We start from the raw sequence: 22,171 nt of genomic DNA, 5'->3' as shown, positions 1-22,171 counted from the left end.
AATGCTATTTAAAATTATATTTTTTGAAAATAATTTATAATTAGGTTGTATTTTTGAATATTTCGTAAATTGCAAGCGTAAAAATGATATTTCTTTAAAAATGAGTCAAACCAATATATACAAGCCAAAACATAATATTAGAGTTGTAACAGCTGCGTCTTTATTTGACGGACATGATGCTGCTATAAATATAATGCGCAGAATAATTCAGGCTACAGGCGTTGAAGTTATTCATTTAGGGCATGATAGAAGTGTTGAAGAGGTTGTAAATACTGCAATTCAAGAAGATGTAAATGCTATATGTTTAACCTCATATCAAGGCGGACATAATGAGTATTTTAAATATATGTATGATTTATTGCAGGAAAAAGGCGCAGGACACATTAAAATTTTTGGCGGCGGCGGTGGTGTTATTCTACCAAGTGAAATTAAAGATTTAATGCATTACGGCATTGCAAGAATTTATTCGCCTGATGATGGTAGAGCTATGGGGTTGCAAGGTATGATTAATGATTTAGTTAAAACATCAGATTTTGCCATTGGTAATGTGTTAACAAATGAAGTTGAATTGCTTAAGGCACAAAACCACGGCGCTATTGCTAGAATAATTTCAGCTATTGAAAATTTTCCAGAGGTTTCCAAAAACGTTTTAAAAACAATACAATCTTCTACCTTAAATACGCCAGTTTTAGGTATTACAGGTACTGGAGGTGCTGGTAAATCATCATTAGTTGATGAGTTGGTAAGGCGCTTTTTAATTGATTTTCCTAAAAAAACCATTGGTATTATTTCTGTTGATCCTTCAAAAAGAAAAACTGGCGGCGCCCTTTTAGGTGATAGAATTAGAATGAATGCCATTAACAATTCTCGGGTGTACATGCGTAGTTTGGCAACACGTCAATCTAACCTTTCACTATCAAAACATATTGATGAAGCTATACAGGTTTTAAAAGCTTCAAATTTTGATGTCATTATTTTAGAAACATCGGGCATTGGGCAATCTGGCTCTGAAATTGTTGAACATTGCAATGTGCCAATGTATGTAATGACGCCTGAGTTTGGTGCAGCCACACAGCTTGAAAAAATTGATATGCTAGATTTTGCCAATATTGTAGCTGTCAATAAATTTGATAAACGAGGTGCTTTAGATGCCCTGCGTGATGTGAAAAAGCAATACGTACGAAACCATAATTTATGGGATGCTGAAGAAGATGAACTCCCAGTTTACGGCACCATTGCATCACAATTTAATGATCCTGGAATGAACCGATTATATAAAGCGGTTATTGATGCTTTGGTTGAAAAAACAGGTGCAAATTTTAAGTCGTCTTTCAAATTAACGCATCATTTAAGTGAAAAGCTTTTTATCATTCCGCCGTCAAGAACACGTTATCTTTCTGAAATTTCAGAAAACAATCGCAACTACAATAAAAAAGCAAAAGAACAAGCTGGTATTGCCCAAAAGCTGTACGGTATTTACCAAACAATTTGTTCTGTTGCCGAAATTTCAAATGTCAATGAAAAATCAATTTTAAATAACAATGGAATAAATCAAGATGAAATTCTTCGCATTACTAAAAATGAAAATAGTATTTCTACTGAAGAAGACATAACCAGCAATACATTACAACTCTTAAAACTTCTGTTTAAAGAGTTTGACCGCATAAAAATGAATTTAACACCACAAAATTGGGAGTTAATTATCAATTGGCAATTGAAAGTAGAAAAATACAAAGCGCCAGTTTATACATTTAAGGTTCGTGATAAAGAATTAAAAATTGAAACACATTCTGAGTCGTTATCGCATCTTCAAATACCCAAAGTTGCATTGCCAAAATACACCGCTTGGGGAGATTTGTTACAATGGATTTTACAAGAAAACGTACCAGGGCAATTTCCTTTTACATCGGGGTTGTATCCGTTTAAAAGAGTAGGCGAAGACCCTGCAAGAATGTTTGCTGGTGAAGGTGGGCCTGAGCGCACAAACAGAAGATTTCATTACGTAAGTAAAGGCATGCCGGCTAAACGATTATCAACCGCTTTTGATAGTGTAACACTTTACGGAAACGACCCAGATTTCAGACCCGATATTTACGGTAAAATAGGTAACGCCGGTGTAAGTATTTGCTGTTTAGATGATGCTAAAAAACTCTATTCTGGTTTTAATTTAGCCCATGTAAAAACCTCGGTAAGTATGACTATTAATGGGCCTGCACCTATGTTGCTTGGTTTTTTTATGAATGCAGCCATAGACCAACAATGCGAAATTTATATAAAAGAAAATAATTTAGAAGCTGAAGTTGAAGCTAAAATAACCGCCGTGTATAAAGGTAAAGAAAGACCTAAATATAATGGAGATTTACCAGAAGGTAATGATGGTTTAGGTTTAATGTTGTTGGGCGTTACAGGTAATAAAGTGTTGCCAAAAGATGTTTATGAAAACATAAAAAAACAAACTATTTCCCAAGTACGTGGCACTGTTCAAGCCGATATTTTAAAAGAAGACCAAGCGCAAAACACCTGTATTTTTTCAACAGAATTTGCATTGCGTTTAATGGGCGATGTGCAAGAATATTTTATTAATAATAATGTACGTAATTTTTATTCGGTGTCAATTTCTGGGTATCATATTGCCGAGGCTGGTGCAAACCCAATAACGCAACTGGCTTTAACGCTTTCTAATGGTTTTACTTATGTAGAATATTACTTAAGTAGAGGCATGGATATAAATAAATTTGGACCTAATTTATCGTTTTTCTTTTCTAACGGATTAGATCCCGAATATGCCGTAATTGGGCGTGTGGCAAGACGTATTTGGGCCAAAGCCATGAAAGATAAATATGGCGCTAATGAGCGAGCACAAATGTTAAAATATCATATTCAAACATCGGGTAGAAGTTTACATGCGCAAGAAATAGATTTTAATGATATTAGAACCACATTGCAAGCACTTTATGCTATTTATGATAATTGTAACTCATTGCATACCAATGCCTATGATGAAGCCATAACCACGCCAACCGAAGAGTCTGTACGTCGTGCTATGGCTATTCAATTAATAATTAATAAAGAATTAGGGTTGGCTAAAAACGAAAACCCAACACAAGGCGCGTTTATAATTGAAGAATTAACAGATTTGGTTGAAGAAGCCGTATTACAAGAATTTGATAGAATTACTGAGCGTGGAGGTGTTTTAGGCGCCATGGAAACCATGTATCAACGCAGTAAAATTCAAGAAGAAAGTTTGTATTATGAAACCCTAAAACACAATGGCAAGTTCCCAATAATTGGCGTAAACACTTTTTTAAGTAGTAAAGGGTCTCCAACTATATTGCCTGCCGAAGTTATTAGAGCAACCGAAGACGAAAAGCAATTTCAAATTAAAACATTAGAAAATCTTCATAAAGCAAATGATACAGAGGCGTTGTTAAAAAAGCTTCAAAATGCAGCCATAAATAATGAAAACATTTTTAATGAACTTATGGAAGTATGTAAAGTATGTTCACTTGGGCAAATAACAAATGCCCTGTTTGAGGTTGGCGGGCAGTATAGGCGCAATATGTAAGCATAGAACCACTTTTAGATGTTTTCAAAAAGTGTGTGAATGGCTTATCCCGAAGTCTTTTCGGTATAAAATTGATATGAAATTTAAATCATAAATAAAAAAAACAAAACATCATAACGCAACCAATACAAGATTTTAACGTCTACAAAGCAAAAAAGTTATGATAAAAAAAATAGGCACTTTACTTATTTGTTTTGTAATGTTTACTTGTAGTGATGATGGTGTATCTGGTGAAAAATATGAATATCATTTTTTCTCTGAAAGTGAACTTACCGTAAATACTATTGAAGGATCTTACATGAAATATGGTTTAGTTTCCGAAGGCAATAATTTAGTATTTAAATACCATTACAAAGCCAAAGATGATGAACAAATTGCCGATGACGAATATTCCGAATTTATATATTTTGAAGTTGATAATACCATAAATAATTTTGAGTTAACTAATGAGGCTTTAACCGAAGCTAAAGTTATTTTATCAAAATCTTGTTTTTGTTTTTTTGATGATACTCCAGAAAAAAATGTAGCACCAACAGGAATTATTTCTGGTGAAAAACTATCAGATAATCAATGGAAAATTACACTCAATGTTACGTTCTACGGAGATGAAAACAGACAATTTGATAAAGTATTTATGTTGCAATAAATTCATTTAGAAAAAACATGAATTTTTTGCATCTTTTTAAAAACATCTACGTCTATTTTATGAACTTAAAAAATAGATATCATGAAAAATAACTGTACCTGCAACTGCACTGGTTGCAAATCTGGAAACTGTAAAAATTGTACATGTACCAACTGCACATGCTCAAATTGTAACTGTTAATCATTATTAAAATATAAATTAATTGCGCTAATTTTAGTAAATTTAAACTAGAATTAGCGCAATTTTATTGATGATTTATGAATACTAAAGATGTATGGAATACTTATGCTGATGCTATTAAACACTTTATTTTAAGTAAAGTGAAAGATATTGTGGTTGCCGATGATTTATTGCAAGAAACATTTATTAAAGTGCACACAAAACTTAATACTTTAAAAGATGAAGACAAGCTTAAATCTTGGATATTCTCAATAGCCCGATATACGGTTTTAGATTATTTTAGAAGCAAAAAAATAGTTTATGAAACTACCGATGACGATTTTGTTTTTGAAGATAAAAAACTAGAACATACAAAAGAAGATTGTTTACACGGTATTATTAAAAATTTACCAAAAAAATACAGAGATCCGTTATTTTTAAGTGATATAAAAGGCATGAAACAAGTTCAAATCTCAGAGCAATTACAGCTGCCTTTACCTACAGTAAAATCTCAAATACAGCGCGCTAGAAAGTTAATAGCACAAGGTTTTGTAGATTGTTGTGATTTTAAATTAAATGAAAACGGTTACTTGGTGGGCGAATTAAAAGAAAAAGCCTATTGTAAAGTATGTAATACCCACTAAAGTGTTAACATCCAATTACGCTGTAACTTCTTAAATTTTCTTAACTCATACCTTAAAATAGGCAAAAAGTCTTTACCATTACTGTTAGATTTTTCTAAACGGTAAGAGTTTTTGTAAAGCAAATTGGTTAAACGCCTTAAAGAAGCTACATGTTTATGTTTTCTTTCAGTATGGCGTTGCAATTCTGCATTTGCAATTTCTGGCGCTAAGTTTACAGATTGTTGTACAATATCACCAGAAAAGTAAATGTTTGAATCTTCAAAGCCATTTTCATTCAATGGCGCTAAATCATCATTTAAATACGTTGAAATACTTTGAGAAAGCGCTAAAATTTCTAGAGCCTTCCTGTAAATAGGTAATTCCGATAGGTTTTGTGGGGTATTGTGTAACATGGCTTCTTTTTTCACTACAATTTCATCAAAATTACTCACAAGTAATTATTTTTTGCTTTAATATTTAAAGTAAATTTGTATTTTTGCTTTAAAATATATGTTTTTATAGTTTAAAATCTTTAAATGCAAATAGATGAGCTTAATAAGAAGATTTTGAGGTGTTTACAGCAAAATGCCAGACTTTCTAATGCCGAAATTGGCCGACAAGTGGGTATAAGTTCGCCCGCGGTTTCAGAGCGCATAAAAAAAATGGAAGATTTGGGCATTATTGAAGGCTATAAAGCTTTAGTGTCTCCTTTTGAAATTGGGTATCAACTTAAAGCTATTATTACTCTACGCGCTTTTATGGGAAAATTAAAACCGTTTTTAGAAAAGGTAAAAACTTTTGATGAAGTGGTTAATTGTTACCGTATAACAGGCGATGAAAATATTGTAATGGAAGTAGTTTTAAAAAATCAAAAACACTTAGAAACATTTATAGACCAGCTTATAATTTATGGTGAAAGTAAAACGCAAATAGTACTTTCTAGAGTTGTTAAACAAAGCGAAATTAAACCTATTTAAAGATGTTAATTGGTTAAATTTAGTTTTGTTTCAATATGTTTAGCTATACGTTTTGCATGTATTCTAGAGTTTTCAATAAACCATTTATGTGTTTCTTTTCCGCCACAAATAACACCTGCCAAGTATAGGTTTTTAATGTTAGATTCCATTGTATCATTATTATAAACAGGAATTTGCTTTTCATCATCAGTTATTGCAATACCACTATTTTTTAGCAAATTAAAATCAGGCAAGTAACCTGTAAGCGCAATAACATAATCATTTAGTAAAGTAACCTTGCCTTTTGGGGTTTTTACAGTAACTGAATTTGGTGTTATTTCTTCAATTTCAGAATTAAAATATGCCTTTATACTCCCTTCTTCAATTCTATTAATAATATCTGGTCTAACCCAATATTTTACACGTTGGCCAATGTTTTCGCCTCTTACAACCATGGTTACACGTCCGCCTTTTCGCCATATTTCTAAAGCAGCATCAACAGCAGAATTACTTGCTCCTACCACCACAACATCTTGTAAGGTGTAATTGTGTGCTTCTTTGTAATAATGTGTCACTTTATTTAGGTTTTCACCAGGAACATTTAGCATTTTTGGAATATTATAAAACCCAGTACATATTACAACATGTTTAGCTGTGTAATGGCGTTTACTTGTTTTTACTTTAAAAGTATGTGCTGTTTTTAGTATAGTTTCAACAGTTTCATACAAATTTATATTTAAGTTGTTTGATGTTGTTACACGCCTGTAATATTCTAGTGCTTCATCTCTGTTAGGTTTGGGGTTGTTGCTTATAAAGGGAATGTTGTCTATTTCTAGTTTTTCAGAAGTAGAAAAAAACGTCATGTTTTTAGGGTAATTAAAAAGGGAATTAGCTAAAGTGCCTTTTTCAATAACCACATAGTTCCAGTTTCTTTTTTTACATTCTAAAGCACAAGCAATGCCAATAGGGCCGCCACCAATAATTATAATATCTTTTTCTGTTTGCAAAGTTTCTTTTGTCATATAATTAGAATTAATTTATGCGCCACGGCGGATTTTTTCGGTTTTTTCCTGCGTGGTATAAAATAATTTTGTTGCCATCTAAATCGTATAAATGGGCTTCGCGCCAAAGCCATGTTTTGTCTTCGGGTAGTTGTGTAAAATTAACACCTTTTTTTTGTAGGTTTTCAACCAAAGCATCTAATTTTTCATCTTCAAAATAAAGTGTAATACCGTTGCCTATGGGCAGTTTTTCAACTTTATGAATAGAGAACGTACTTTGGCCGTTTGGGCATTCAAACCTTACATACCTTGGGAGTGCATCAACAATTAGCTGCAAGCCCAAGGTTTTGTAAAATTTAGTTGCTTTTTCAACATTAATTGAAGGTATGGTTATTTGATTTAAATCCATAAAATTTCTTCATCTTCAATAGCTATAAATGATGATTTTGATTTCTTTTTAGTTTTTAAATATATTTTTAAGCCAACTAACAAAAATATACAAACCGCTGCTAGTGCTGTTATAAAAAACCAGGTGTTATTAAATCCAACGTTTGCTGTTAATTGTAAACCCATGTTGTGCCCAAAAATATGGGCTATTGAAAATGCAATTGAATATAATGCCATATACTCACCTTGGTTGCCTTTTTTAGCTCTTTCCATTGCAAAAGCATTTGAAAACGGAAAGGCTATCATTTCACCAAACGTCATTAACAGCATGCCTATTACTAATACACCAACCCAACCCGTAAGGTTTAATATTATAAAACTTAAACCCGTTAAAATAGCGCCAAAAAGCATGAGACTTGTTTTTTTTAAACGAGTATTTTCTAGCCATTTTATAAGTGGCATTTCAAAAATGAATATTAAAAAGCCATTCATACCTAAAAGAAAACCAATTTCTAATTCGGTTAAAAAATGCACGTCTTTATAGTAAATAGGCATGGTTGAAAAGTATTGTAAAAATACAATGCCAAAAAACAACATGGCTACTAAAAATATTAAAAATGCTTTATCTGCATATGCCGATTTTGGGTTGTTAACCTTAACATTGTCTAAAGTTTTTGTGGTTTTAGGGTTTAATACGTTAATTAAAACTAATGTAGCGGCAATACATGTAATACCATCTACCCAAAATAAACCACCGTAACCTAATGTAGTTATAATTAAGCCACCAACCGCAGGACCTGCAGAAAAACCTAAATTTATTGCCAAACGAATTAATGTAACAGATCGTGTTTTATTTTCGGGTTTGCTATATGCACTAAGAGCAACAAACATGGCAGGCCTAAAAGTATCTGCCACCAGCATTACTAAAAATATACCAATACAAAACGCCACAAAAGTGCTTAAAAATTGCAGTGCAATAAATAAAATACCTGTGCTAATTAAACTGTAGCACATTACTTTATAGTAGCCAATTTGGTCTGTTAATTTACCGCCTAACCATGAACCCACTACAGAACCTAAACCAAAGGCACTCATAATCCAAGCTACATTACTTACGGTAAAACCTAAGCTTTTTGTAAGATATAATGATAAAAATGGAATTACCATGGTGCCGGCTCTGTTAATTAAGGTTATGAGCGCTAACCACCATACTTCTCTTGATAGTCCTTTAAACGTGTTTACGTAGTTGTTAATTAGTGTTTTCATGTGTTCTAATTTTCTAAGTCATAAAAAAATGTTTAATTAAAATGTTGATTATCAACTAAAAATAAAAAGCCCGACTGTAAAGTCGGGCTTTTTAATATTGCAATATTTTATAGTTACATCACCACAATATATAATTAGCCCAACATGATCCCTTGGTTAAGGAAATCATCCATTGCTTTTTACAAATTGCGACGAAATATCTCATTATCTAATAATTTTGAATAACAAACCTACATAAAATATTTGTAAGTTGTATTTTTGAAATGAATTTTTTTATATGAAACGTTTTTTTATCATTCTAATTTCAAGCATTTTACTATGTGCTTGTGGCAGTAGTTTTCAGGGGTTTTACAACAACCATAAAGCCGATGTTGGGGCTACAAGTTTTCAAGTTCCTAATTTTATGAAAGCAGTTTTAAGTAATTTATCTCATGATGTTAAACATGCTATTGGTAATATTCATGATTTTAAATACATAAAACTTACCAATGTTAACGAAGCCAAAAGGCAACTTTTAATTACTGAAATGAATGCCGTTACCAATAATGGATATTTAGATGTTTTTAGAAAAAATGAAATAGATCAAACCCGTATAATTTCAGTAAAAGAGTTAGGCGCTGTAGTAACAGATGCTATTATTTTTAATAGCACAAAGGCAGGTACTTATGCGTATTATTTACAGGGGAATTTTGATCCTGAGAAAATAAAATCTTTTGCAGACGAAAACACTTTTAACTCGTTTTCATCAAATTTATTACAAAATTATAATACTAATTTATCACCATCATTCAACTCAAATAACTAATGAAACAATTTTTTGTAGCCATATTTTGTTTAATTATATGTGTAGGTTGTGCTCAAGATAAACAACCAATAAAAGGTGAAACTGCTTACCAAAGAGATCAAAACGCCATGTTTAAAGACGTAACAAAATCGCCTTTAAAAGAAAAAGATTTAAAGCATTTTTCAGGATTAGATTTTTTTAAAGTAGACTCTAGTTACGTGGTAACCGCTACCTTGCATAGAACTCCAGACTCTAAATGGTTTTATATGAAAACAACAACAGAGCGTGTTACAAAAGAACGTGTTTATGGTATTTTGAATTTTGAATTAAAGGGTGTTAAATGCCAACTAAACATATATCAAGGGAAAGATTTAATGAAAGACGAAGGATTTGAAGATTATTTATTCTTACCTTTTTTAGACGAAACTAATGGTGTTGAAACCTATGGCGGTGGCCGATATATTGATGCCAGAATACCCGAAGGTAATACTATGGTTATTAATTTTAACGAAGCTTACAACCCTTATTGTGCATACAATGAAAAGTATTCTTGCCCTGTTGTGCCAAGAGAAAATTATTTAAGATTAAGAGTTGAAGCTGGTGTAAAAGCCTTTAAAAAACATTAAATTTTATAAATTAATTTGAAGCGTTTTGTAAACGTCATCGAAAACTTCGCGTTTATCGGCTAAAACAATAAGTGTGTCTTCGGCTTCAATTTTTGTAGCGCCATTGGGCGTTATATAGCTGTCGTTTCTAATAATCATGGCTATAATTGCATTTTTAGGAAAACCTAATTCAACAATTTTTTTGTCAACAGCAAAACAATGAGGTGTAATTGAAATTTCTTTCATTTCAGCCTTTGGGTTTTCTGTTAAAAGTAAATCGGTTGCAGTTAATTTTTTAGCTTGTTCTGGTAAAGCAACGCCCAACCACTTTGCAACAACCGATAGGGTAGTGCCTTGAATTAAAACCGATGTTACAGATATAAAAAATACAATATTAAAAATCATGTGAGCTTTATCAATACCTGCTAATAATGGATACGTTGCAAATACAATAGGTACAGCACCACGTAACCCAACCCATGATATATAAAAGCGTCTTCTAGTGGGCATTTTAAAAAATAGTAAACTAGTAAATACCCCAACAGGTCTGGCTACTAAAATTAAAAATATTGAAATTAAAAGACCAATGCCTACGTACGGAATTATTTGCATTGGAAAAACCAAAAGCCCTAAAGTAAGAAATAGCACAATTTGCATTAACCATGCTAAACCATCGTACATTTTTAAAATAGTTTTTTTGTGAATTAAGTCTTGATTTCCCAAATACACGGCACAAATGTAAATAGCAAGAAACCCGTTGCCACCAACAAAATTGGTAGCTGAAAAGGTTATAAACATTAGGGCAATTACCAGTACAGGATATAATCCTTCAAAATCTAATTTAATTTTATTTATAATTATTTTGCTTAGTTTACCAAAGCCAAAACCTAAAGCAGCACCTAAAAACATTTGCTGTAAAAAAAGTGGTATTACAGAGGCTAAACTTTGATCTTGATTTATAACCAATGTTAAAAAAGCAATAGTTAAAACATAAGCCATTGGATCGTTACTACCACTTTCAAGCTCTAAAGTTGGTCTTAAATTGGTTTTTAAAGCTAAATTTTTTGAGCGTAAAATAGAAAATACAGCAGCAGCATCGGTTGATGATACAATGGAGCCCAATAACATGCTTTCATAAATTGTAAAATTAGTAATGCTCCAAACAAAAACACCTAAAGATATTGCTGTAAGTAAAACACCTAGGGTTGAAAGCGCTATGCCTTCTTTTAAAATGGGTTTTACGTAGTTCCAGTTAGTGTCTAATCCGCCAGAAAACAATATAAAATTTAGTGAAACAATGCCAATAAATTGTGCTATTTCCGGATTGTCAAAATGAATACCTCCAATACCATCAGAGCCTGCAAGCATGCCAATTGTTAAAAATAATATTAAGGTTGGTACACCAAACTTATAGGATGTTTTACCCGCCACAAGACTAATAAATAATAGCAATGAGCCAACTAATAATATGTTTTCAATGGTTAAATTCATTACAAACACTATAAGATTATATTAGGCGCAAAGTTATGCTTTGTAGGTGGTTAAAGCATCAAAAAAAAATGTTAAAATAAGGTTTATTATATTTTTTATGAATGATTTTTTTGTGAAGTATTTTCGAGCTTATTTTACTAAAAACATCCCTAAAAATACCGCTAAAAAACCAAGAACAAAACTAGCAATAGTATAAAAAGCAAAGGTTGTAAAATCACCCGATTTTAAAAACACATGATTTTCATAAGCAAAGGTTGAAAAGGTTGTAAAGCCTCCACAAAAGCCTGTGGCTAATAATAAGGTTTGATTTTGGCTTATAGCATTGTTTTTTGCCGCTAAACCTAAAATTATACCTATAAAAAGGCTTCCTAAAATGTTGGCTGTAAAAGTACCGTATGGTATGCCTGTTTGCGTACTGTTTAAATATTTACCAATTAAGTAGCGCAATACACTGCCTAAACCACCACCGATAAAAACCAATAAAAGTTGTTTCATTTTTATTTTAAAGGAATGTATATTTCAGTAACCCAATTTGCTGGATTTGGAAAATCGCCAGGGTCATTGGTATAAACTTCAAACGGACTAAAATTGGCTGCTTCTAAACCATTTTCGGCAATAAATTTATACGATGCTTCCCAAGCTTTTGGTAAATTGGTGTAATTGCCTTTTAGTGTAGTTTTTAAAGTTTTAATATTTGGCATAAAACCACAAAGTATTTCGCTACCGTTTTCAACAGTTACTTTATTCATAACTGGTATGGCGTTACTCATAATTATATTGCCTGTTTCTGGGTTCATTTCATTATAAATAGTAAATGGCATACCGTTGGCAATAATATTGTTTTTTGCCATGTAGCTCATAATTTCGCCATATTGTTTACCCATAATTTGGCTAATGTTAGCACCTGTGGCCGATGTTGTTTTGTACATGTAAAAACCACCACCGTATTCGGTTTCGCCATCAATATTTATACTAAATTCTTTCATATTTGCTGTAACTATGCTGTCTAATTTAAATAAACCTCTATCAAAATCGGGCGCTGTGTTTTCTTCAATAGACCCCATAAAAGTAGTAAATAATTTGGTCATAAAATCTTGCTTGCCTTTCATGGCCCAAGTAACTTTTGTGCCTGTTTGGGTAGTTTCAAAATTCCAGGTTATATCAGATTCAGATTCAAATGGTTTAATAAATTCAATACGTTGTTCAATGCTTGTATTTGGTGTAACGGCTAGCGTTTCCATATTGCCTTCACCCAAAATATCGCCACTCCAGGCGTAACTTCCACCAACACCACTGGTTTTATTACCGTAACTTAAACTTGCATTTGGTTCTTGTTCCATCCAAGGTGAAAATTCAGGCCAATTTTTATAGTCGTTTACTTTTTTAAACAGTAGAGGTGCAGGTGCATTAATATCTCTGCTTCTAGAAAATTCATATTCGTTTGGCTGTACAGCAACATAAATAGCAGTGCCAATAATAGCTATAAGTAAAAGGAAAAATATGTACTTTAAATATTTCATTTTGATTGGTTGAGAGATTAGTATACCAAAGATACTATTTTTTTAATTTGATTAATTAATTGTTTAGGTACCAATATTAAAAGTGTCGTAATCTACTTAATATTTGGGTCTACACTTTATTCTAGATGTTTTAATCTTTTTTTAGTGTTTAAGTAAATATAGTTTTGAGTAATACCGATTATTAAAGTAACACAACTAGAAACATTTGAAGAACAAATGCTAAATTACAGTGCAAACTATAATTTTTTACCAGAAGTAAATTAGGTATTCATTTTAAATAAAAAAACAGAACTTTAAGCAATTAAGGTTCTGTTTTTTTGTTAACACTAAATATTAGCAGCAGTAAATTAACAACTAATAGAATAGAAATTACTAGTAGCGTTTTCATTTGTTTATTGGTGTTTAGTTATTAGTTAGATGCATAAGGCAAAAAAAGGTTGCGTGAAAAATCGTGCTTTATTATATAACAGTTATAATACTGTTTTTCCTAGTTAGCTTTTTTATTTTGATACAATAAAACCATAAATGTCACATTTTACGGCATAAAAAAACAGCCTTAACAATTAAGCAAAGGCTGTTTTTTTATAAATTTTAGTATTTATTTTCTTTTGAAAATATTTATGTAAGTTTCAGTAATGTTGCCAAAACTGTATGTTTGTGTTAATGTCATTGTATTGCCGTCTATTTCAACATCAGCAGAATCTACCACAAGGTCGCCGTCAGGATAATCTTCATTGTTTTCAGCATTTGTTAAATCTTCAAATTTAAAAGATACTAGTGTAAGTTTATTAGTAGCTTCGTTATAAGCCCATTTTCCTGTTTCACGTTCATTATAAATGTCGGTTTCATAATACGTTAGTGTACAGGTTTCATAGGTTTTGTTCCAGTCTAAATCTTTATACTCTTCATAGAAGTTTAAAACAAAATCACCATTGCTTTTTATATCAATGCTGGCTTCTCTTTTAACTATAGAATCATCTTCATCATAACTTACAGATCCACCATTTTCACATGTTATATTATCATTTTCACCTTCATAAATTTGTTCAATAAGTTCCCAATTATCAACAATTGAAGCATTACCACCCCAAGCTTCAACTTCAACACAAACTTTTTCAATGCTACTAATGTTATTTTCAGAATCAAAAAGACAAATTTCATAACAGAATTTTCCTGGATTAACATTGTTTAAATCAATAGCTAATTCATAATCTGAATCATTTTTTTTAGTTAAATTGAAGAATTTAGCATGTTTTGGATTTTTAGTTTTACCAAATTCAATTGATGATTGTGGTACTTCAATATAGCTGTTAGCTTTATTGCCGTTTACATCTTGTAGTACAATATAAGCACCGTTAAAATTATCAGTTGAAGAAAATGAAAGTACCAAACCGTTGTCTTGAAATGCTGTTGCAGTATTTGATGCTACTTGAAAATCTATATTATTTGTAGGTGCTGGTGGTAAACCTGTTTTAATTGTTGCGCCATCAATATTTACACCAGCTTCAATTTCTGAAAGCGGAATGGCTCTTTCTTCTGTTGCATTTTGTTCTTCGGCTAATTTAGTGTCTCCACCGTTGTTATTATTGTTAGAGTCTTCAGAAGAACAAGAAAATAATAGTGCCGTTAAAATAAAACTGAATAGTGTTATTTTTTTTAGAGTTTTCATTTTTTTAAATGTTAAGTTATTTTTGGTTAAGATTGTTATTTTTTACGCTTTATAGAAATTTTTGTGGCTACAAATACATCAGTAGTTTTTGAAGAGCTTGATAACAAATTACTCAATACAGAACCAGAGCCAATGGTTAAAGGACCAACTCTTAAGCCTGCTCCCCAAGCAACAGAATCATATTGCCTAAAGCTTATTGGAGAATATAATCCTAAAAATTTTGTTTCTAACCTTGGCATTACGGTTACTTGGTTAATTATGCTGTTGGCGTTCATTTCGGTTTCTTTATTTAAAGAGAAATCGCCTTGTACGCTTAAAAATATTTTTTTTGTAAAACTATAATCTGCTAAAAGGTGTAAGGCTGTTGGTAGTTTAGTTTTTTGTGCAGCAATTGTTTCGGTAGATGTGTAATTGTTGTCTAAAAATTCTTGTGTATCATCATCAAAGGTTGAAGCATCTGCAGTTGCGTTTAAATCGTAGGTAGTAATGGTGGTTTCTTTGTAATTTATGCTACCAAGATCTGTTATTGAAGCTGCTAATTTTAATTTGTATTGTGATGCGTTTACGTTAAGCGAGTCTAATGCTTCGTTTACATTTTTATTTTTCAATTCAAAAACAAATCCAATATCTGTAGCAAAACCAGCGGTTAGGTCTTTAAAATCAATATCGTCACTATCAAAATCGTTACTAGAGCCGTAAATTAAACTTCCTGTGGTTGTAAGTGTTTGGTTTCCGTTACCGCCATTGTACCTGTATTGTCCGTTAAATTCAGGACTGTTTACAAAAACGCTTCCAGCACCTTGCAGGTATTTTAAAGTAACACCCGCTTTAAGTTTAGTAGCATCATTATCAACAAGAATACGTCCGTAAGCTACGCCAATTTCAGCCCAAGCGTGTATGTTTCCAACCAAGTTATTAGATTCAAAATCAAAGTCTTCTTCGCTGTTAAAATTATCGGTAATATTTTCATAAAGTTCACCGTTAATACTGTGTAAGTTTAAAAATCCGCGAACCCTTGTAGTAAGACCAATGCTACTTTTTGGTGATAGTTTAAACATAAACGATGGCCCTAAAACATCAGCATTAAAAAAGAAATTGTTGTTGTTTGTGGGAAATCTTTCTGTGTCTTCATCAAAATCTAAACCGCCATCAGATTTAATAATATCACTTAAGTTAATACCAAAATAATCACTACCACCAAAAGCACTAGAAGAAATTAAATTAAAATCTAGTTTAAAGTGATCATTAACTACGTTAGCAGGATTTACAGTTACAGAATGTATGCCCGAATAATTATCTGTAGTATAGCCAATAAAGCTTTGGGCGTTTAAAAAATTACAAAATAGTGCGCTTGCTAAGCAAAATACTAGCAGTTTTAAAGTTTTCATTATTTAAGGTTAATTGTTAATAGCTGCCCAAAAGTAAGCAATTATTTAAAGCGCTTGTGTGTGTTTTATAGAGTTAAATGGTAGTTTGTCTAAAATGTATTTATTAGAAAATCAGACTATTACTTCTAATTTCATAAGAAAAGTTAGTTTGTAAACTTAAATAACAGCGTATGCGTTCTTTTAAAATTATTTAAAAAAGAATTTAATTGCGGCAATAAATAAAATAAAGGAAATAAATGCTAGCAATATCCAACTACTGCCTTTGTAAAAACGTTTATGAAGTTTCAAATCTTTACGGTACATAAAACCTATAATAATAGCGAATACAATAAAAAATAAAACACCAAATACTATTTGACCCTTACTAAACATATAATTACTTTTATGCAAATTTAATTAATAATGATGAGATTTTAGCTTTTACGTTAATTTCAAAATATAAAATTTATGAAAGATAAAATAGACGCTGTTAAAGCATTTCATACAGCCTTTAAAATTGGTTATAGAGAAACACCTAAAGCAGATTTGGGCAGTGACAAAAATATGTTACGCTATAAATTAATGCGAGAAGAAAACGAAGAGTATTTAGAGGCTGCTAATAATAATGATTTAGTTGAAGTAGCTGACGCCCTAGGCGATATGCTTTACATTTTATGCGGAACAATTATAGAACATGGTTTACAACATAAAATAGAAGAGGTTTTTGAAGAAATACAGCGTAGTAATATGAGTAAATTAGGAGATGATGGTGAGCCAATTTACAGAGAAGATGGTAAAGTGCTTAAAGGCCCAAATTATTTTAAACCTAATATAAAAGCTATTTTAGACAAATAAAATTTGTCATTTTGAATGACAAAAAAGGTAGCATATTGCTACCTTTTTTTATTTAATTATGAGTATCACCTTCCCTTTGGGAAGGGATAGGGATGGGCTAAACCTTATAACGCCATCCAAATGGATCTTCAGCTTTATTTGTTTGAATATCAGTAATGCGTTTCTTTAAAAAGCTAGCGTAAGTATCATCAAATTTAGGTAAATCATAATCTTCACCTTTGTATCCAAATCCGGCAATAGGTGAAATTACCGCAGCTGTACCAGCACCAAACATTTCTTTTAAATTACCGTTTTTAGCTGCTTCAACTACTTCATCAACTCTTAATTTTCTAACTTCAACATTTATGCCTTCGGCTTTTGCTAATTCAATAATACTTTTACGGGTAATACCATCAAGAATTCTATCACTTGTTGGGCCAGTAATTAATGTATCATTAATTCTTACAAAAATATTCATAGCACCAGCTTCTTCAATATATTCGTGGGTGTTATCATCTGTCCAAATAACTTGCTGGTAACCTTTTTCTTTGGCTAATTGTGTTGGGTAAAATTGGCCAGCATAATTACCGCCTGCTTTAGCAAAACCAACACCACCATTTGCAGAGCGCGAGTATTTTTCTTCAATTAATACTTTTACTTCGCCAGAAAAATAAGAACCAGAAGGCGCTGTACATATTAAAAACTTATATTCATCGGCAGGAGATGCGTGAAAGCCTTCGCCCGATGCAAATATAAACGGGCGTATGTATAATGAGCTACCTTCGTTTTTTGGAATCCAATCTTTATCAACTTCTAATAAAGCTTTTAGGCCTTCCATAAAATAATCTTCAGGCAATTCGGGTATTGCCAAACGTTTTGATGAAATATTTAAACGCTTGCAATTATCTAATGGGCGAAATAACCAAACATTATCTTCGGCATCTTTGTAAGCTTTCATGCCTTCAAAAACAGATTGCCCGTAATGGAAAATTTTTGCAGATGGATCTAATGTAATTCCTTGGTAAGGCATAACTTTTGGTGCTTGCCATTTACCATTTTTATAATCACACACCAACATATGGTCTGAAAATACACTTCCAAACTTCAAATTATCAAAGTCTACTTCATTAATTTTAGAAGACTTTGTTTTTATAACCTCAATATCATTGATTATTGTGCTCATAAGCCTGTAATTTTAAAGAACAAAGTTAAATAAAAGGTTTGTAAAAAAAGGGTATCTTTACATAAATCATTTAAAATTGAAATTTTTATACTATGAGGCTATTTATTGTTGCATTTATTAGTGTGTTCATGTTAAATTCTTGCAAGAAAAAAGTTGAAGAAACTAAAAAAACTGAAGAAACAGTAGAAAAAGTTGCTTACACATCTTTTGGAAAAGAAATTATTGCAGATGATGCCATTGCGTCTAAATCTATGTTAGCTCATTTTAAAGATATGAATGTGGGCGATAGTATAAACTCAAAAATTGTAGCCACAGTTAAAAATGTATGTCAGGCAAAAGGTTGTTGGATGACTTTAGATTTGGGTAATGGCAATGAAACTATGGTAAAATTTAAAGACTATGGTTTTTTTGTGCCAAAAGATATTACAGGCAAACAAGTTATTGTAAACGGTAAAGCTTTTGTAAATGAAGTACCTGTTGAAGAATTACAACACTACGCTGAAGATGCAGGAAAATCTGCTGAAGAAATTGCCGCTATTACCCAGCCTAAAAAAACATTTTCGTTTGAAGCCGATGGTGTGTTGGTAGCGCAATAGTTTGGTACATTGAAACGCGAAATTATTATTACCGCCGATGGTTCATCAACCATTCATATTCCTGAATGGAATGAACAATATCATTCAAAACATGGAGCCATACAAGAGGCATATCATGTTTTTATAAAACATGGTTTACATCATATTTACCATTCAGAATTTAATACAGAATATGTAATACTTGAAATTGGTTTTGGCACAGGTTTAAACGCATTAATAACGTATATTGAATCTGAAAAACTTAAAATACCAGTAAATTATGTTGGGGTTGAAGGTTACCCTGTTTCTCTTGAGGAAGTTGCTAAACTAAATTATGCTGAAGAATTACAAGTTGAAACATCATTTTTTAATGAATTACATGCTTCAACTTGGGAAGAAACACATCAAATTTCTAATACATTTACATTAACCAAACAAGAAAAGTTTTTTGATGATATTGATTACGAAAATCAGTTTAATCTTATATATTTTGATGCTTTTGGAGCTAGAGTTCAACCCGAATTATGGACAGAAAGTATTTTTAAAAAAATGTACAAAGCCCTAAAAAATGAAGGTGTACTAGTTACGTATTCTGCCAAAGGTAGTGTGCGTAGAGCTATGCAGGCTGTAGGTTTTTTGGTTGAAAAATTACCAGGGCCACCAGGAAAGCGCGAAATGCTAAGAGCCACAAAACATATTGTTTCTTCTGTGTAAAATTATAAATATAAATATGTGTTTTTTGTATTTTAATTGTTAATTGACCTTTAAAATGAAAAGAAATTTCTTAAATATTTAACATTAAATATCGTATTCGTTTACTTCTTTATAAACAACTGTTAAACCTTAGCTAAATAGCTAGCAATTACAATAAACGTTTTGTAAATTTAATTAAAAATTGAAAAATGAAAGTTTTAATTACAGGCGCTACGGGTATGATTGGACAAGAGATTGTAAAGCGCTGTCATGAAAAAAATATTACTGTAAATTACTTAACCACAAGTAAATCTAAAATTAAAAATACTGAAACTTACAAAGGTTTTTATTGGAATCCTGCTAAAAATGATATTGATATTGAGTGCTTTAAAAATGTAGATGCTATAATTCATTTAGCGGGTGCTACAGTTGCTAAGCGCTGGACCAAAAGCTATAAAAAGGAAATTTTACAAAGTAGAACACAATCTGCTAATGTGCTAATTAACGCACTTAAAGGTGAAACACACAGTATAAAACAGGTTATATCGGCTAGCGGAATTAGTGTTTATCCAGATTCTCAAACTAATTATTATGAAGAAGATTTTAAAGAAAAAGACACCAGTTTTTTAGCCAACGTGGTACACGCTTGGGAAAAGGCGGTTGATGATTTTTCAAAAGTAAATATACCTGCAGCTAAAATTAGAATTGGTTTGGTTTTAGCTAGCCAAGGCGGGGCATTACAACAAATGGTAAAACCTATTAAATACGGTGTTGGTGCTGCCTTTGGAACAGGAAAACAGTGGCAATCTTGGATTCATATTGATGATTTGGCTAATATTTTCATGCATGTTTTAGAGCATAATTTATTTGGTGTTTACAATGCCGTGTCTCCAAATCCGGTGTCTAATAATGAACTTACAAAAACCATTGCTAGTATTTTACATAAGCCACTTTTTCTACCTAATATTCCTAAGTTTTTCATGAAATTAGTTTTAGGCGAAATGCATACTATTTTATTTGATAGCCAGCGTGTAAGCAGTAAAAAAATTGAAGACAGTGGTTATAATTTTGAGTACCACCATTTAAAACCAGCTTTGGTAAATTTATTAAATGCTTAATTGGCGTAAGCCTTCATAAACAATTATGCTAACGGCATTTGCCAAATTTAAACTACGCACTTTTTTACTGTAAATAGGAATTTTGTAAAGAGATGATTCATGGCTTTCGATGATGTGTTTTGGTAAACCTACAGATTCTTTTCCAAAAACTAAAAACATATCATCTTCAAAAGGAATGTTCCAATGATTTTTTGTACCATGGCTAGACAAAAATATAAGTTTTTTTGCTCTATTTATGCTGAAAAATTCCGAAATACTTTCATAATAAACAACATTTAAATGTGGCCAATAATCTAAACCGGCACGTTTTAATTTAGCATCATCAATTTCAAAACCAAAAGGTTTAACCAAATGCAGTTTGCAACCCGAAGCCAAGGCTAACCTACCAATATTTCCGGTGTTGTTTGGTATTTCAGGCTCAAATAAAACAATGTTTAAAGACATTTTTATTTGGTTTTAACACGTTTTTTTACTGGCTTCATTAAAATACGAAGTGTACTATCATTACTAAAGTAGCTTATGCTCCAATTCATAAAAATTAAAAGTTTGTTTTTCACACTTAAAATAAGCATAAGATGAATAAACATCCAAGTAAACCATGCTAAGCGCCCTTGAAAACTAAACTTTGGTAAATCTACCACAGCCTTACGTTTTCCAATGGTTGCCATAGAGCCTTTATCTATATATTCAAAGGCTTTTTGGGGTTTATCTTTATAACTGTTTTTTAAATTTTTAGCAAGTAGTTTAGCTTGTTGTAATGCTACACCTGCTAATTGCGGATGTCCTTTTGGGTAGTTAGGCGTTTCCATATAGGCTATATCACCTAAGGCATAAACATTGTTTAGCCCAATAATTTTATTTTGTTTATTTACAATTAAGCGGTTACCGCGTGTAATAGTTTCTTTGGGTATACCTTCAATAATATTTCCGGTAACACCAGCAGCCCAAATTACATTTTTAGAGGTTATTTTTTCACCTGTATTTAAGGTTACCAAATTACCGTCATAATCATTTACAAGTGTGTTTGTTTTTACAACCACACCCAAATCTTCTAAATATTCTTGCGATTTTGTTTGAGACCCTTTGCTCATGGGGTTAAGGGTACTTGGTGCGCCTTCTAAAAGATAAATGGTAAGTTTTGAAAAATCTTTGTCTGGGTAATCTTTAGGTAAAATGTTTTTTTTCATTTCGGCTAAAGCACCTGCCAACTCTACACCGGTTGGCCCACCGCCTACAATAACAAAATTTAGTAATGCTTGCAGGTGGTTTTCGTCTTTCGTATTTAAAGCATCTTCAAACGTTTGTAAAATTCTGTTTCTTAGTTGAATGGCTTCCGGAATGGTTTTCATTGGGTAAGCATAATCTTCTAAGTTTTTATTGTTGAAATAATTGGTAGTGCAACCAATAGCAATTACTAAATGATCATAATTAAAATTACCAATTGTTGTTGAAATACAGTTTTCTTTAGTGTTGATGTTTTCAACTTTTGCTATTCTAATTTTTACATTTTTAGCACGTTGAAAAACTTTGCGTAAAGGAAATGAAATACTTGCAGGCTCTAAACGCGCCGAAGCTACTTGATACATTAATGGCTGAAATTGATGAAAATTATGTTTGTCTATTAACAGTACATCATAGGCCGGATGATTTATTAAATCTTGGGCAATACGCAAACCTGCAAAACCAGCACCTATAATTACAACCTTTTCTTTTTTAGCCATTTTTTAGC

At 31.8% G+C, this 22,171-nt stretch carries 22 protein-coding genes; 10 read left to right on the top strand and 12 right to left on the bottom strand.

Annotated features, from left to right (window positions below; translation table 11 throughout):
• Positions 1–100: 100 nt before the first annotated feature.
• From ACYX4H_RS01035 to ACYX4H_RS01025, 3 genes are all read left to right on the top strand, one after another.
• A complete protein-coding gene (locus ACYX4H_RS01035) occupies positions 101–3,565 on the top strand; it encodes a methylmalonyl-CoA mutase family protein (protein WP_476237370.1) in 3,465 nt (1,154 codons plus the stop codon).
• 160 nt (positions 3,566–3,725) lie between these two features.
• The gene (locus ACYX4H_RS01030; protein ID WP_476237369.1) at positions 3,726–4,211 is read left to right on the top strand and encodes a hypothetical protein; all 486 of its coding nucleotides are present in this window, start codon (positions 3,726–3,728) and stop codon (positions 4,209–4,211) included.
• Between the two features lie 257 nt (positions 4,212–4,468).
• Positions 4,469–5,014 carry a sigma-70 family RNA polymerase sigma factor gene (locus tag ACYX4H_RS01025; protein ID WP_476237368.1) on the top strand — a complete coding sequence of 182 codons (546 nt, stop codon included), beginning with the start codon at positions 4,469–4,471 and terminating at the stop codon, positions 5,012–5,014.
• On the opposite strand, the gene ACYX4H_RS01020 is transcribed toward ACYX4H_RS01025, so the two are convergent.
• Positions 5,011–5,445 carry a hypothetical protein gene (locus ACYX4H_RS01020; protein ID WP_476237367.1) on the bottom strand — a complete coding sequence of 145 codons (435 nt, stop codon included), beginning with the start codon at positions 5,443–5,445 and terminating at the stop codon, positions 5,011–5,013. The two genes, ACYX4H_RS01025 and ACYX4H_RS01020, sit on opposite strands and share 4 nt — an antisense overlap.
• A gap of 84 nt (positions 5,446–5,529) precedes the next feature.
• On the opposite strand from ACYX4H_RS01020, the gene ACYX4H_RS01015 reads away from it, so the two are divergent.
• Positions 5,530–5,970 carry an Lrp/AsnC family transcriptional regulator gene (locus ACYX4H_RS01015; protein ID WP_147134447.1) on the top strand — a complete coding sequence of 147 codons (441 nt, stop codon included), beginning with the start codon at positions 5,530–5,532 and terminating at the stop codon, positions 5,968–5,970.
• Positions 5,971–5,975: 5 nt separating this feature from the next.
• Here the strand turns inward: ACYX4H_RS01015 and ACYX4H_RS01010 are convergent, their stop codons facing one another.
• From ACYX4H_RS01010 to ACYX4H_RS01000, 3 genes are read right to left on the bottom strand one after another with little or no spacing between them, the layout of a single operon-like run.
• Positions 5,976–6,971: a YpdA family putative bacillithiol disulfide reductase gene (locus ACYX4H_RS01010; protein ID WP_476237366.1), complete on the bottom strand. Its 996-nt coding sequence runs from the start codon at positions 6,969–6,971 to the stop codon at positions 5,976–5,978.
• Between the two features lie 10 nt (positions 6,972–6,981).
• Complete coding sequence (locus ACYX4H_RS01005; protein WP_476237365.1) at positions 6,982–7,359, bottom strand: VOC family protein; 378 nt, start codon at positions 7,357–7,359, stop codon at positions 6,982–6,984.
• Positions 7,350–8,603, bottom strand: coding sequence for an MFS transporter (locus ACYX4H_RS01000; RefSeq protein ID WP_476237364.1), 1,254 nt, complete (start codon positions 8,601–8,603; stop codon positions 7,350–7,352). The genes ACYX4H_RS01005 and ACYX4H_RS01000 overlap by 10 nt, the downstream gene beginning before the upstream one ends.
• Before the next feature lie 277 nt (positions 8,604–8,880).
• On the opposite strand from ACYX4H_RS01000, the gene ACYX4H_RS00995 reads away from it, so the two are divergent.
• Complete coding sequence (locus ACYX4H_RS00995; RefSeq protein ID WP_476237363.1) at positions 8,881–9,408, top strand: DUF4252 domain-containing protein; 528 nt, start codon at positions 8,881–8,883, stop codon at positions 9,406–9,408.
• Positions 9,408–10,013 (top strand): DUF1684 domain-containing protein, encoded by a 606-nt coding sequence (locus tag ACYX4H_RS00990; RefSeq protein WP_476237362.1) that lies wholly within the window; start codon positions 9,408–9,410, stop codon positions 10,011–10,013. Before ACYX4H_RS00995 ends, ACYX4H_RS00990 begins: the two co-directional genes overlap by 1 nt.
• Before the next feature lie 3 nt (positions 10,014–10,016).
• Here ACYX4H_RS00990 and ACYX4H_RS00985 read toward each other — a convergent pair whose 3' ends face one another.
• The 5 genes from ACYX4H_RS00985 to ACYX4H_RS00965 form a co-directional block, all read right to left on the bottom strand.
• Positions 10,017–11,483, bottom strand: a complete 1,467-nt coding sequence (locus ACYX4H_RS00985; RefSeq protein ID WP_476237361.1) for a potassium/proton antiporter — start codon at positions 11,481–11,483, stop codon at positions 10,017–10,019.
• 129 nt (positions 11,484–11,612) lie between these two features.
• On the bottom strand, positions 11,613–11,978 hold the full coding sequence (gene crcB, locus ACYX4H_RS00980) for a fluoride efflux transporter CrcB (protein ID WP_476237359.1): 366 nt from the start codon (positions 11,976–11,978) through the stop codon (positions 11,613–11,615).
• Positions 11,979–11,980: 2 nt separating this feature from the next.
• Positions 11,981–13,003 (bottom strand): SRPBCC family protein, encoded by a 1,023-nt coding sequence (locus tag ACYX4H_RS00975; RefSeq protein WP_476237358.1) that lies wholly within the window; start codon positions 13,001–13,003, stop codon positions 11,981–11,983.
• Between the two features lie 598 nt (positions 13,004–13,601).
• Positions 13,602–14,672: a hypothetical protein gene (locus ACYX4H_RS00970; RefSeq protein WP_476237357.1), complete on the bottom strand. Its 1,071-nt coding sequence runs from the start codon at positions 14,670–14,672 to the stop codon at positions 13,602–13,604.
• A 35-nt stretch (positions 14,673–14,707) separates the two neighbouring features.
• Entirely contained in the window at positions 14,708–16,060 is a 1,353-nt protein-coding gene (locus ACYX4H_RS00965) for a DUF5723 family protein (protein WP_476237356.1), read from the bottom strand.
• Positions 16,061–16,507: 447 nt separating this feature from the next.
• Here ACYX4H_RS00965 and ACYX4H_RS00960 point away from each other — a divergent pair, with 447 nt between their 5' ends.
• Entirely contained in the window at positions 16,508–16,894 is a 387-nt protein-coding gene (locus ACYX4H_RS00960; RefSeq protein WP_476237355.1) for a pyrophosphohydrolase domain-containing protein, read from the top strand.
• A gap of 97 nt (positions 16,895–16,991) precedes the next feature.
• Here the strand turns inward: ACYX4H_RS00960 and ACYX4H_RS00955 are convergent, their stop codons facing one another.
• Entirely contained in the window at positions 16,992–18,056 is a 1,065-nt protein-coding gene (locus tag ACYX4H_RS00955) for a branched-chain amino acid aminotransferase (RefSeq protein ID WP_475295315.1), read from the bottom strand.
• A gap of 92 nt (positions 18,057–18,148) precedes the next feature.
• On the opposite strand from ACYX4H_RS00955, the gene ACYX4H_RS00950 reads away from it, so the two are divergent.
• The 3 genes from ACYX4H_RS00950 to ACYX4H_RS00940 all read left to right on the top strand — a co-directional run bounded on the left by ACYX4H_RS00950 (position 18,149) and on the right by ACYX4H_RS00940 (position 20,442).
• The gene (locus tag ACYX4H_RS00950; RefSeq protein ID WP_475295314.1) at positions 18,149–18,652 is read left to right on the top strand and encodes a DUF4920 domain-containing protein; all 504 of its coding nucleotides are present in this window, start codon (positions 18,149–18,151) and stop codon (positions 18,650–18,652) included.
• Positions 18,653–18,661: 9 nt separating this feature from the next.
• A complete protein-coding gene (gene mnmC2, locus ACYX4H_RS00945; protein ID WP_476237354.1) occupies positions 18,662–19,345 on the top strand; it encodes a tRNA (5-methylaminomethyl-2-thiouridine)(34)-methyltransferase MnmC2 in 684 nt (227 codons plus the stop codon).
• Positions 19,346–19,533: 188 nt separating this feature from the next.
• Positions 19,534–20,442, top strand: coding sequence for a TIGR01777 family oxidoreductase (locus ACYX4H_RS00940; RefSeq protein WP_476237352.1), 909 nt, complete (start codon positions 19,534–19,536; stop codon positions 20,440–20,442).
• Here ACYX4H_RS00940 and ACYX4H_RS00935 read toward each other — a convergent pair.
• Together ACYX4H_RS00935 and ACYX4H_RS00930 are read right to left on the bottom strand one after the other, a co-directional pair.
• The gene (locus tag ACYX4H_RS00935; protein ID WP_476237351.1) at positions 20,431–20,886 is read right to left on the bottom strand and encodes a tRNA (cytidine(34)-2'-O)-methyltransferase; all 456 of its coding nucleotides are present in this window, start codon (positions 20,884–20,886) and stop codon (positions 20,431–20,433) included. The two genes, ACYX4H_RS00940 and ACYX4H_RS00935, sit on opposite strands and share 12 nt — an antisense overlap.
• A 2-nt stretch (positions 20,887–20,888) precedes the next feature.
• Positions 20,889–22,163 (bottom strand): NAD(P)/FAD-dependent oxidoreductase, encoded by a 1,275-nt coding sequence (locus ACYX4H_RS00930; protein WP_476237350.1) that lies wholly within the window; start codon positions 22,161–22,163, stop codon positions 20,889–20,891.
• Positions 22,164–22,171 lie beyond the last annotated feature (8 nt).

Source organism: Seonamhaeicola sp. ABD4_340 (assembly GCF_056312135.1).
This window is presented reverse-complemented; position numbering and strand designations above follow the sequence as displayed.